Annotated in this window: 11 protein-coding genes and 1 pseudogene; 4 read left to right on the forward strand and 8 right to left on the reverse strand. The window is 42.2% G+C overall.

Annotation, left to right across the window (positions count from 1 at the left end):
- Positions 1-30: 30 nt before the first annotated feature.
- A complete protein-coding gene (locus tag IFO66_RS15485; RefSeq protein ID WP_192026032.1) occupies positions 31-324 on the reverse strand; it encodes a HesB/YadR/YfhF family protein in 294 nt (97 codons plus the stop codon).
- A 273-nt stretch (positions 325-597) separates the two neighbouring features.
- Between IFO66_RS15485 and IFO66_RS15490 the strand changes: the two genes are divergently transcribed.
- Positions 598-1,254: a helix-turn-helix transcriptional regulator gene (locus IFO66_RS15490; protein WP_192026033.1), complete on the forward strand. Its 657-nt coding sequence runs from the start codon at positions 598-600 to the stop codon at positions 1,252-1,254.
- 62 nt (positions 1,255-1,316) lie between these two features.
- Here IFO66_RS15490 and ahpF read toward each other — a convergent pair whose 3' ends face one another.
- Together ahpF and ahpC are read right to left on the reverse strand one after the other, a co-directional pair.
- Entirely contained in the window at positions 1,317-2,846 is a 1,530-nt protein-coding gene (gene ahpF / locus IFO66_RS15495) for an alkyl hydroperoxide reductase subunit F (protein WP_192026034.1), read from the reverse strand.
- Positions 2,847-2,859: 13 nt separating this feature from the next.
- The gene (gene ahpC / locus IFO66_RS15500; RefSeq protein ID WP_028595040.1) at positions 2,860-3,423 is read right to left on the reverse strand and encodes an alkyl hydroperoxide reductase subunit C; all 564 of its coding nucleotides are present in this window, start codon (positions 3,421-3,423) and stop codon (positions 2,860-2,862) included.
- Positions 3,424-3,806: 383 nt separating this feature from the next.
- Between ahpC and IFO66_RS15505 the strand changes: the two genes are divergently transcribed.
- The gene (locus tag IFO66_RS15505; protein WP_192026035.1) at positions 3,807-5,525 is read left to right on the forward strand and encodes a DUF11 domain-containing protein; all 1,719 of its coding nucleotides are present in this window, start codon (positions 3,807-3,809) and stop codon (positions 5,523-5,525) included.
- Positions 5,526-5,572: 47 nt separating this feature from the next.
- Here IFO66_RS15505 and IFO66_RS15510 read toward each other — a convergent pair whose 3' ends face one another.
- The 3 genes from IFO66_RS15510 to IFO66_RS15520 all read right to left on the reverse strand — a co-directional run bounded on the left by IFO66_RS15510 (position 5,573) and on the right by IFO66_RS15520 (position 8,367).
- Positions 5,573-5,926, reverse strand: coding sequence for a HesB/IscA family protein (locus IFO66_RS15510; RefSeq protein WP_192026036.1), 354 nt, complete (start codon positions 5,924-5,926; stop codon positions 5,573-5,575).
- Between the two features lie 223 nt (positions 5,927-6,149).
- Complete coding sequence (locus IFO66_RS15515; RefSeq protein ID WP_192026037.1) at positions 6,150-7,127, reverse strand: phosphotransferase enzyme family protein; 978 nt, start codon at positions 7,125-7,127, stop codon at positions 6,150-6,152.
- Positions 7,128-7,170: 43 nt separating this feature from the next.
- Positions 7,171-8,367 (reverse strand): serine hydrolase domain-containing protein, encoded by a 1,197-nt coding sequence (locus IFO66_RS15520; RefSeq protein ID WP_192026038.1) that lies wholly within the window; start codon positions 8,365-8,367, stop codon positions 7,171-7,173.
- 213 nt (positions 8,368-8,580) lie between these two features.
- Here IFO66_RS15520 and IFO66_RS15525 point away from each other — a divergent pair, with 213 nt between their 5' ends.
- Positions 8,581-8,856, forward strand: coding sequence for a transcriptional regulator SplA domain-containing protein (locus tag IFO66_RS15525; protein ID WP_192026039.1), 276 nt, complete (start codon positions 8,581-8,583; stop codon positions 8,854-8,856).
- A pseudogene (splB, locus tag IFO66_RS15530) lies at positions 8,849-9,875 on the forward strand (spore photoproduct lyase). The gene IFO66_RS15525 and the pseudogene splB overlap by 8 nt, the downstream one beginning before the upstream one ends.
- Positions 9,876-9,926: 51 nt before the next feature.
- Here splB and IFO66_RS15535 read toward each other — a convergent pair.
- Together IFO66_RS15535 and IFO66_RS15540 are read right to left on the reverse strand one after the other, a co-directional pair.
- Positions 9,927-10,520, reverse strand: a complete 594-nt coding sequence (locus tag IFO66_RS15535; RefSeq protein ID WP_192026113.1) for a TetR family transcriptional regulator — start codon at positions 10,518-10,520, stop codon at positions 9,927-9,929.
- Between the two features lie 8 nt (positions 10,521-10,528).
- Positions 10,529-11,278 carry an alpha/beta fold hydrolase gene (locus IFO66_RS15540; RefSeq protein WP_192026040.1) on the reverse strand — a complete coding sequence of 250 codons (750 nt, stop codon included), beginning with the start codon at positions 11,276-11,278 and terminating at the stop codon, positions 10,529-10,531.
- Between the last annotated feature and the right edge of the window lie 120 nt (positions 11,279-11,398).

The raw sequence follows: 11,398 nt of genomic DNA on the forward strand, positions 1-11,398 counted from the left end.
TAATAATTAGATATAGAAAAGTATACATACTTACGGACACGAACTAGTATTAATAAAAAAAACGCCATCCTCTTCGTTACTATCTATTTTCAATATTTTATGTTTAAACATCCAAGCGTCGCTATTTTCTATAAAAAATTGATAGCCGCCAATAGCCTTCACTAGCGCTGGATCTATTGGATCTGCACTCGCATTAATTCCAATGGAGAAGGCATCATCACTTGCACCTACGTATTTAGCGTATATTCTTACATACTGACCTTCTGCTAACGCCCATTCATGTTGAAAAGAACGGATGGCATTTTCAGATATTACGATTTCCATGGTGATTCACTCCAATCCTGCTTATAAGTACCTAACGGTTCACTTATAGAATTGTTAATTTGTGCTGGAACTGTTCACTTCCCAACTAATAAGTTATACTTTTTATATGTATAAGTATAATATTTTATTATCCTTTTCGTCAATAAACTTCTATTTTTCCGCATGCCTATCAATATTTTATACTTTATAGTAAAATTATTAGATTAAATTTGAGTGAAAACTACGGTGTTTGAATGAGAGTTAACTCCACCTGTTTATTGGAGGGACAGTTGCATGGAAATTACAAAGAAAAGCACGAAAGATAAAATTCTTACTTTGCTGAAAAGAGAAGTTGTGTTGACTGTAAATGAGCTTACAGAACTTTTAGATATAACACATATGGCTGTGAGAAAGCACCTGAGCGTACTGGATAAAGACGGGCTAATAATAACGAACGAAGTAAGGCAGCCTATGGGAAGACCGATTCAAACTTTTTCTTTGTCTGAAAAAGCCGAAGTTTACTTCCCTAAAAATTATGATGGCATTAGTCTTGAGTTTCTACATGATATCGAAGAGTTGTATGGAAACGAAGCGATTCAACGTCTCTTTGATAAGAGACAAGAGCGGCTAACTAATGAGTATGATTCACGGATGGACAACAAGACTACCTCTGAAAAAGTGGCTGAAATGGTTAACATTCAAAATGAAAAAGGCTATATGGCTGGTTACTCTCAAATTAATGAAACCACATACGAATTAGTGGAGTATAACTGCCCTATTCTATCCGTTGCGAGAGCGTATAAGACTGCTTGTAGCTGCGAAACGGATATGCTGAAAAGTGTACTCGGCACGAACGATATATCAAGAACGTGCTGTCGTACAGATGGAGATCATTTTTGTAAGTTTATTGTTAAGTTTGATGAAGCAAAAAACAGCCCCAACTTCGCATGAAGTGAGGGCTGTTTTTCTTAACTATGCAGAGATAACAAGCATTTGCTCCTATCTCAAATCAATTAGTTACGTATTAAATAATCAAACGCACCTAGAGCAGCAGTCGCACCAGACCCCATCGAAATGATGATCTGCTTATACGGACTGTTCGTGCAATCGCCGGCAGCAAATACACCAGGTATATTTGTAGCACCATGGCTGTTTACAACGATTTCACCCATACGAGTACGTTCAACGGTATCCGCTAACCAATCTGTATTTGGCACAAGACCAATCTGGACGAAGACACCTTGCAGCTCGATATGCTTCACTTCTCCTGAATCACGTTCAGTATAAGAAACTCCGTTTAACTTATCAGTTCCCGTTAATTCCTTCGTTTGCACGTTCTTCAGAACCGTTACATTCGGCAAGCTGTACAGGCGATCTTGCAGCACTGCATCGGCTTTGAGCTCTGGAGCGAACTCAAGAACCGTTACATGTCTTACAATACCAGCGAGATCAATCGCTGCCTCAATTCCAGAATTGCCACCGCCAACAACCGCGACATCTTTACCTGCGAACAGAGGACCATCACAATGCGGGCAATAAGCTACCCCTTTGTTCTTGAATTCTGTCTCTCCAGGAACACCGATATTACGCCAACGAGCACCAGTTGAAATGATAACTGTCTTACTCTTAAGAACAGCACCATTCTCAAGTTCAATCTCAATGAAATCGTTCTTGTCTAGACGTGCCGCACGTTGAGTTTTCATAACATCGATGCCATACTCTTTCACTTGCTCTTCGATACTAGCGACAAGCTTAGGACCTTCTGTGTATTTCACACTAATGAAATTCTCAATGCCTAATGTATCATTAACCTGACCGCCAAAACGCTCAGCAACGATACCAGTACGAATCCCTTTGCGAGCCGCATATATAGCTGCGCTCGCACCTGCTGGACCGCCACCGACAACGAGAACATCATACGGTTCCTTCTTATCAAACTCAGATGCATCTGGAGCCGTGCCCAACTTGGCAAGGATTTCTTCTACAGTCGTACGACCGCTTTCGAAAAATTCACCGTTGAGGTAAACACTTGGAACAGCCATGACGTTCTTCGATTCTACCTCTTCTTTGAATACAGCGCCATCAATCATCGTATGCGAAATGCCTGAATTAAAGATACTCATCAAGTTCAGTGCTTGTACCACATCAGGACAGTTGTGACAGCTTAGGCTAATATAAGATTCGAACTTATACTCGCCTTCGATGCTCTTAATTTGATCGATGACACTTTGATCTACTTTTGGAGCCCTACCACTTACCTGAAGCAACGCTAATACTAAAGAAGTAAACTCGTGCCCGAGCGGTATACCTGCAAAGGATACACCTGTCTCTTCACCTACACGATTCACACTAAAGCTTGGTGTCCTAGGTAATGGTGCTGTTTCGACTGTAATCATCGTGGACATACTGACAAGCTCATCTATTAGAGACATCATCTCTATAGATGCAGCATCATCGCCCGCACTAACCTTTAGAACGATATCCCCTTCTAAGAGCTGAAGATATTGCGCTAGCTGCTGTTTGATGTCGTGATCGAGTGCCATTTACAATCCCACCTTAGATTTTGCCTACAAGATCAAGGCTAGGCTTAAGTGTTTCGCTGCCTTCTTGCCATTTAGCTGGGCAAACTTCACCTGGGTTGTTACGCACGTATTGTGCTGCTTTGATTTTGCTGATTAGTGCACTTGCATCACGGCCGATACCACCAGCAGTGATTTCAACTGTTTGGATAACACCGTCTGGGTCGATGATGAATGTTCCACGATCTGCAAGACCAGCGGACTCGATCAATACATCGAAGTTACGGGAGATCACGTGGGATGGATCACCGATCATAATGTACTCAACCTTACCGATTGCAGGAGAGCTTGCATGCCAAGCTTTATGTGTGAAATGAGTATCTGTAGATACAGAATATACTTCAACGCCAAGTTGTTTCAACTCTGCGTATTGGTTTTGCAAATCTTCAAGTTCAGTTGGGCAAACGAACGTGAAGTCAGCTGGGTAGAAGCATACTACGCTCCATTGACCTTTGAAGCTTTGCTCTGTAACTTCAAGGAATTTACCGCTTTGGAATGCTTGTGCTTTAAATGGTTGTACTTCTGTACCGATTAGTGACATGTTGTATATCTCCTTTGACTAATAGAGTTTTATTTGTAATAAGTATAGAGTAAATTCTGGACATGCTAAAATCAGCTTCCGAACTCACTTTATAATTATTATTATTTACTAGACGATGCAATCTGTCAAGCTATTTATAATCATTATAAAATGAGAACCTTTTTCAGTCTAGAGACTCTTAACAAGAGCATGAACATTATTCATTGTGCTGCTAAATGCCAGATCGTATTCCTCCTACCCCAAAAGACATTTAAATGAAATAAGTACGTTGGAATCATGCATCTACATCATCTAGCTGCATACGTATTTAACAGAAAGCACACGTATGAATGGATGTATTATTTACGAGATGGCCACGTGCAGCCAGATAAGGAGGTTTGACTATGACATTCATGCTTCGATTTTCAGGCAACGCTTCTGGTGACCTGACCTTTGCAGGAAATGCACTTGGTGTGAGCTCCATAGCTGAGCTGGTTCTGCCTCCTAAGAGCCGTGTGCTGTACGCTGAACTCGTTTGGGCAGGGTCTTTTAACCATTTAGGAAACAACTGGCGTGCATCGATAGAAGCTCCTATTCATTTGACCACCCCAGAAGGAATAAAGTTCCGCGTTAAGCCAGATCCAGCTACGGCCTCTTATATGGGAGAATATGAATATTTCCGATCTGCCAACGTGACCGATATTATTCGAGCAGGAGGCTCAGGCGCTTATATTGTAAACGGAAACTCGACGAATATACGTCAAGCAGATACATTATGTAAGTTAATCGGCTGGACACTGTGTGTAATCTACGAACACCCAACGTTACCTTTAAGAAACTTAAGTTTGAATGTGGGAGGCGTTCGCGTAAATCCATCATCATCCGTCACGACAACGATAAGCGGCTTCGGGACACCCCTTAGTGGTCCGATTGCTGGGAAATTGGCTGTGTGTATGGGGGAACGAGAGGAAGATGCTTCAAGTCTTCTCGACTACGCTGCAGCGAATCCAATCGATCTTACGAATTCAAATGATGTTCTACATCATTTTTTCACAGCACTACAAGGAGATGCTGCCCGCAGTACAAGCACATATAACACAGCATCTATGCCCTATTTTAGTAAAGATGAAATTGGAAGGAGAGGCGTTGGAAGCAGACGATGGGATATATCAAATATGGATATTTCTCAATCCCTTTTCAATAGTCAGACATCTGCCATGTTCCAATTCCGTACGACAGGTGACTTCTACAACTTATATGCTGCTGGAATTAGCATTGAAATTAATCAACCTAGATTGGAAGTTACAATGGATGTTAGCCCATCACAAGAACTTGAAGAACAAGTCTTGCAATATTCCATTGTTGTTAAAAATATAGGTAGTACCTCCGCTGAATCCGTAATCATCTTCGATACGTTGGCAGACCATGTCTTGTTAATTTCTGAAAGTGTGCATATAAATGGAGAACTCGCCCCACCTAATACCAATCCTGGCCTTGGCATTTCTGTTGGCACTTTACTTCCAGAGCAATCGATTATCTTGTTGTATAAAGTGAAAATACCAGCGAAGCGGCTACAGTGCGACACGATTTCCAATCAAGCGATCGCCAAGATTCAATATCGAAGTGTCGCAGATGGCCCTATGTTAGAGGAGAATATTGCATCTAATGAAGTAAATTTCGGGATACAAACACTGCAAAAAAAGAAAGAAGTAATAAAAGGCTCCCCTTTTCCACTTAAGGTCAAACAGAAAGCATCCAATAAGTCTATGTATGTAGGAGATAATCTTTTCTTTACTTTTAAAGTTACTAACGCAAGTAACGTCCCTTTAGAAAAGATTACCTTAACGAATCTGTTTGAAGACGGAACGAAATTCATTTCGAAAAGCGTGAAAATCAATAGTAAGTCCCATCCTAAGGCAAAACCAGCAAGTGGTATTTCGCTGCTCAACCTTGAACCAGGTCAATCTGTTGAGGTTTCCTACTGTGTAAAACAGGTGGCCTTGCCGACGATTCACAAAATCCGAAATTATGCCACCTTAAGCTATCGACCAGCTGATTCCGTAGATTCACAAAGTATTCGATCGAACATCGTTGTTATTAAAATAGAAGAGCGAGAGAAATAAGCTTAGGTTAGAAGAGGCGCTCCATCTATGGACGCGCCTTTTAGCATTTAACATTTATTCACAGCACCCAGATATGTAGCTGTTCTAAAGCTTGCTCCACATCCACAGCTTGCTTTCACGTTGGGGTTATCCATAGTGAACCCCCCCGTCATTCCTTGCACTTTATAATCAATTTTCAAACCTACAAGGAACTCGATACTCTTAGCATCCATAATGACATGAACACCCTTCTCTTTGAAAGAAAGATCTTCATCGGACATTGTATCATCTGGGCGTAAATCATAGGATAAGCCGCTACATCCTCCATCAACGACACCAACACGCAAATATACGTGCTGCCAATCTAAGCTGCTAAACATCTCGTTAATTTGGACAGCTGCATGATCACTAATTTCGATCATTTTTATCACCTCTATCGCATGGATTAAATTTATTAATTATACTAAAAAGTATAATAAGTTCATGAACACATGCTAACCTAATCCTGTCGTTAGGTCAATCCTTATATTTTATACATCAAAAGACAGTGCAGCAGCACTGCCCGTTTGACTACATGATTTAACTCTATTCATTGCCGAAATGGCAACGTGGCTCAATTACATAAACGATTAACGATGATTTCTATTAGCTGATATAAAATATCCGTTCACCTGACAAGTATGGAAGACACCGCTTGGCGCAGAGCTGCGGCATATGTTCACGCATCCAGTCATGGACAGACTCATTCCCCATCATAAACGCGTAAAACCCAATAATTGAAATTAGCATGAAACCTTCTATTAAAAGTAGTTCTTCTTCATGACAATTGTTGTGCCCATAATAAGCTTCCAAAAATAAATTTCGGTGTTCTGCCGGAATCATAGAAGCTCCCATAGCCACATCCGTCAAATAATACCCCGGCCCGAAGAAGCCATAATCTATAAAGCTCAATTTTCCTTCTGGGGTGATAATAATATTGCCTAACCCTAAATCTCCGTGAATCAATCCCCATGATTCCCGTGTTAACCCAGAGCCCTCCAAGCGTGAATTAATGAGCAAAATAGTTTTTTCTACAATGGAGACATCAGCGGCAGTGAACATACCTAGTTTCAAGCCTTTTTTAATCGTATCAATCATTCCAATATTATAGGTGAGTCCTTGACTAGGACGCTGTTCCATACCTTCGTGCGGATATTGACGAAAAAACGAATGAAGTTCAGCAAGCTGGAAACCTAGCTCCTGTACAATTTCACGCTTCGAGACATCCTCCTTCTGAAGATCTCTTCCTTCGAGCCATGTTAGTATAGAGCAATTTAGCTGCTGACCTTCATGCTCCAACACCGTGATAAGCTCCCCGTCTCGATTACGAAGCGGTGCCTGAACGATGAGATAGTTTTGACTTGCGAGTGCATCTAGCATCTTCAGCTCGGCAAGCAATCCATCATAGGTATGCTGCATGCCTATCATGCTTTCCTTCACTGGTTGATGAATACGCAGCAGATAGGAAGTTCCATGAACGTCATCCACTCTATACGTTCTATTCTCATTATGTCTTAAAAACGTAATAGTAGGCTGGTGGATGTCAAACCTATTCAAAATCGTATGAAGTGTGTCATTAGTCATGATGTTAGTCGCCCTCTCCTCGTACATATCACAAATAGATCGGTTATTTCGGAATAGCTTTATAGACATGAGTCCAAAAATCATCAAATATAGGGGTAGGTTCAGCGGAATCCATCATTCGTTGTGTGAATAATATGCCGATCATTTCATTTTCAGGATCGATATAAGCACTTGTGCCCGTGCCACCATTCCATCCAAAGCTGCCCTTTTCAAACCAACTTGTACGCTCGACCGCAATTCCTACTCCCAAGCCCCAACTTCCCCCTTCATTCAAAATGATTTGGTTGGCTACTCTTTGAGGCAATGTCAATTGATCAGAAGTCATCATTTCTACCGATGATGATGACAAAATGCTCCCTCCTTCATAGGCACCTTTGTTCAGGAGCATATGATAAAACGCTAAATAGTCATCTACTGTAGAGACAAGTCCAGAAGCCCCCGAAGAAAAGATAGAAGGTGAGAGCCAACTGCTGCTACTTGGTTCATCGTATACCGCTAGTCCACCTGTTTCCCAATTCGTCATATAGCTAGTGGGCAGACGATGTACTTGCTCAGCAGACACACTGAACGCAGTATCCTTCATTTGCAGCGGCTCAAAGATCTGTTCGCGCATAAATTTCTCTAACGAGCACCCAGATGCTCGGGCAATTAATATACCAAGAATCTCACTTCCTGTTTCATACATCCACTCGTCCCCAGGATGATGAATGAGTGGCAAGCTGCCAAGCCGTTTTAACCATTCATCAGGCGGCAATACAGGACGATGTGGCCCTGGTGCAATGCCGGCCTCCTCCATCGCGCATTGAATTGGCGTACTGCCTGGTGGCTTCCAAACAAAACCAATACCTAGTCTTAGTGTTAACAAGTCACGTATGGTGATCGAACGTTTGGCAGGCACAGTCTGATCAAGTGGCCCATCGGGATGAAGCAGAACACGACGTTCTGACAATTCGGGAAGCCAATGATCGATAGCATCATCAAGCTTCCATATCCCCTGTTCAACTAGAATCATTGCCGCAACGGCTGACACTGGCTTTGTAAGCGAAGCCAAGCGGAATATCGAATCCCGCGTCATCGGTCGCTCACCTGCTATTTCCATCGTGCCGATCGCTTCCACGTGGGTTTCACCTTGACGGCTTACCGCGTAAACAACGCCCGGGAGCGCTCCTTGCTCGACCTGTGCAGCAACCACTGCTTGTAATCGCTCAAGTCCTGCTTGTGACCATGCTTGCTTCGACATTTTACAGCACCTCCTTTTGCATCTGTTAAACATCACTAGACATGTATAACTTTCATAATATTGTTCTCGCTTACAGTGTTATTCACCTGCAACAAGTTCATCTAAAAATGAAATCGAATTGCGCTGCAAGCATAAATGATCTGGTTTAGGACACTAATACTGGTAAGCAAAATATAGACACTGAATTCAATCTTAGAAGGGTACGATAAAAATATGGAGCAAAGCATCCCTTTTTCACCTGGTCAAGTTGTATATGTCATTATACGGAACCCCCATTCGCAAGATGTAGCTAACGTGCAGCAAGCCGCTGTTGTCCACAATCCTGAAGTTCCGAGCGGACTGGCCCTATTTCTATACGAAACCTATTATCCGCTAACAAATGAAGTGGCTGTGTATTCTTCTTTGGAAGATGCAGAATTCGCATATCAAGAGGCTTTTGGCATGGGGGATATATCTGGTATAGGAGATACGGAGAATTACTATGGTTAAGCCATTTGTGCCGCAGCTTGTTTATGTGGAACCTAGTGCATTGGATTATCCATTAGGCAAAGAGTTGGTCCACAAATTTGAACAGATGGGTGTAGAAATTAGACAAACGACATCCCATAACCAAATTCGTAACTTGCCTGGAGAAAATGACTTCCAACGATATCGTATTGCGAAATCAACACTCGTGCTTGGTGTTCGTAAAACGCTTAAGTTTGATACGTCCAAACCATCCGCAGAGTATGCGATTCCATTAGTAACCGGTTGTATGGGACACTGCCACTATTGCTACTTGCAGACGACAATGGGAAGTAAACCCTACATTCGAACCTATGTGAATGTCGAGGACATTAGAAGCAGCAGACAAGTATATGCTGGAGCGTGCTCCACAGCCTACTCGTTTTGAAGCATCGTGTACGTCAGACATTGTTGGTGTAGATCATTTGACACATACATTGAAAAAAACGATTGAGCATTTTGGTCAATCTCAGCATGGTCAGCTTCGGTTTGTAACGAAGTTTGCGCATGTAGATCATCTGCTTGATGCCAAGCATAATGGAAGAACGCGCTTTCGTTTTAGCATCAATGCTGACTACATCATCAAAAATTTTGAACCTGGAACGTCCAGACTTCAAGAGCGAATCGAAGCTGCAGCTAAGGTTGCTAGCGCTGGATATCCATTAGGATTTATTATTGCTCCGATCTATTTACATGAAGTTTGGAAGGAAGGCTACACAGAGCTTATCCAAAACCTCGAATCCTCCCTCCCTGCTTCTGCAAAAAACAATGTAACATTTGAAATGATTCAGCATCGTTTCACCAAACCAGCCAAGCGTGTGATTCAACAAAACTATCCGATGACAAAGTTGGAGCTGGAAGAGTCAAAGCGTAAATGGAAATGGGGTCGATATGGGATTGGAAAATACGTCTATACCGATACAGAACAAGAAGAAATAAAAGATACGTTAGGCAGTTTAATTAACACTTATTTTCCACAAGCAAAAATTGAGTATTTTACATAAAAAAGCGGCAGTTCAGAGTACGTAATTGTGCTCTAACTGCCGCATCCTATTTTAGAATGAGTTCATGCTGTATTCTCGCATTAGTTGTTGTTTCATCTTCTCTACAGGGAATCCCTCCGTATAAGTTGCCATCATCAACATGGTGCCATGGAGCGCGGAAGAGAAGAAAAGCGATTTCATTCTCGGTTCCTTTACCCCGAGCCCCTCAAAGATTTGACATTGTACTTCAAATTGTTTGCGGGATTCCTCATTCAGCTGCTGTCTGTAGGCTGCAAGCACATGGTCATCTTCCGGCTGTGTTTGCAAGTTTAAGTAAAACCGATAAACTTCAGGGCGGTGGTATACGTTATCTAATGCACCATCGACGATATAGCGCAGCTGCTCAATCGGTGTCTTTATCGCAGCGGCTGTGACTATTACTTCGGAAATTTCTTTAATTCGAACTTGGATCATAGCTGCGAGCAGATCTTCTTTTCCTTTGTAATAGTTGTATAACAAGCCCTTTGATATGTTCGCTTGTTTGGCTACATCTTCGACCGAGGTAGCATGATAACCTTTTTTAACAAAAAGCGCCATCGCCGCTGCATGAATTTTTTCTTTCGCAGCTTGTCGGATGCGTTCATTTTCTTCTGGGGTGCGGGGCACGGCTACGATCAATCCTCCAAAAATTCAAGTATATGACGGCTGAGTTGATCCGGATGAGTTAGCGTCGGCTTATGATCGACTCCGTTCATCTCAACAAATCGGATGTCTGGGACGGCTTGAAAATGCTCCGCAATTTGATGTAGATCCGAAGAGTCTTCTGTACCAATAATAAAGCAAGTTGGAGTTAAAAGCTGCTCCAGACGCTCTATAGCAGGAGGCTGCGGCCATACCGACTCCCAAGTATTCCAATGGAACATTTTTAACATATTAGATGCGTGCAGATCTATGAAGTATTCTCGCTGCGGACTAGCTAATATAAGACGATAAATACAGTTGTTCAAGGATATCTCAATCATTTTACCAACATTAGGTGATGCCGCTTGGATGTTCAACATGTTCTTCGTGAATACCTCACTATGTTGGAACCCGGACAAGGCTGGGGCTACAAGTACAAGCTTTGTAACACGATGCGGATAAGTCAGAGCAAAATCGGTTGCAATCCTGCCCCCTATCGAGTGCCCTACAATTGTTGCCTGTTCAAGTTGCAGATGTTCCACTATGGCGAGCAAATCTTCCACGTAGTTAGCTGGTTCTGTTGGTGAAGGCGATTGGCCGCATCCACGACCGTCGAAGACAATGACCTGATATTTTTTTGCCAAAATTGGTGTAACAAAAGCCCAATCTCTTATATCAGCAGCACCACTGTGCACAAGGACGACAGGCTCTCCTTCACCATGTACTTCATAATACAAATCCATCCGGCAACCCTCCATGAATTGGTAATGAGAAGATGATCAAAGTTTATTGTTGAATGAACGTTTAGTCAATATAAAAGTGGTACGGATTACAAACACATCATTACGAAATCACCGAAAATC

Source organism: Paenibacillus arenosi (assembly GCF_014841135.1).
In the GTDB taxonomy this organism is placed as follows: Bacteria; Bacillota; Bacilli; order Paenibacillales; family Paenibacillaceae; genus Paenibacillus_B; species Paenibacillus_B arenosi.